The sequence below is a fragment of the Burkholderia sp. Ac-20345 genome, from assembly GCF_017104825.1.
Taxonomy (GTDB): Bacteria; Pseudomonadota; Gammaproteobacteria; order Burkholderiales; family Burkholderiaceae; genus Burkholderia; species Burkholderia lata_B.
Map to the genome: position 1 here is coordinate 1 of NZ_JAAGPO010000524.1, position 799 is coordinate 799.

Annotated in this window: 2 protein-coding genes; one reads left to right on the top strand and one right to left on the bottom strand. The window is 69.3% G+C overall.

The genetic code is table 11. The features are described 5' to 3' along the window. Positions 1–189: LysR family transcriptional regulator (locus tag G3O06_RS48435; RefSeq protein ID WP_205820483.1), on the bottom strand; the 189-nt coding region annotated here is incomplete at its 3' end. A 132-nt stretch (positions 190–321) separates the two neighbouring features. Here G3O06_RS48435 and G3O06_RS48440 point away from each other — a divergent pair. Beyond that, positions 322–799, top strand: a 478-nt coding sequence (locus tag G3O06_RS48440; protein WP_205820482.1) for an alcohol dehydrogenase catalytic domain-containing protein, incomplete at its 3' end; no start/stop codon positions are given.

Genomic DNA, 799 nt, shown 5'->3' on the forward strand with positions numbered 1-799 from the left:
TTGCAGCCCTTCGTCGGTCGGCGGCCAGCCGCGCGGCAGCCGGTCGAACAGCCGGATGCCGAGCGAGGACTCCAGCGCGTCGATACGCCGCGCGACCGTCGAATGCTGAACCTGCAGCGCCCGCGCGGCGGCCGACAGGCTGCCGCCGCGCATCACCGCGAGGAAATAGCGAATGTCGTCCCAGCTCATCGGCAGCGCGGACGCGGGAACGGGATCCGGATCGGTCGAATTTTGCACAGTAGATGGGCGATTGGCGGGAATTCCGATCGATTATGCACGATGGGATGATCGTGTCACTTCAATTCAATCGTGAGGAACGTCATGACCCAGACTGCCACCGCCATCCGGATCGGGATCGACCATTACGGCGACGCGGGCGTGCTGCGCCGCGTCGATGCAGCCGTCGCGCCGCCCGGCGCCGGCGAAGTGCGGATTCGCCAGACCGCGATCGGCGTGAATTTCGTCGACATCTATTTCAGGACGGGCGCGCACGCGTTGCCGGTGCTGCCGGACGCGCTCGGCGTCGAGGCGGCCGGCGTGATCGACGCGGTCGGGCCAGGCGTGACGGATCTCGTCCCCGGTCAGCGCGTCGCGTATGCAGGCATGCCGACCGGCAGCTATGCGAGCCTGCGCACGATGCCGGCCGGGCGCGTGCTGCCGATCCCCGACGGCCTGAGCGACGACGCGGCGGCGGCCGGGCTGCTGAAAGGGATCACCGTTTATATGCTGCTGCATCGCGTCCGGCAGGTCGGCGCCGGCGACGCGGTGCTCGTGCATGCGGCGGCCGGCGGCGTCGGGC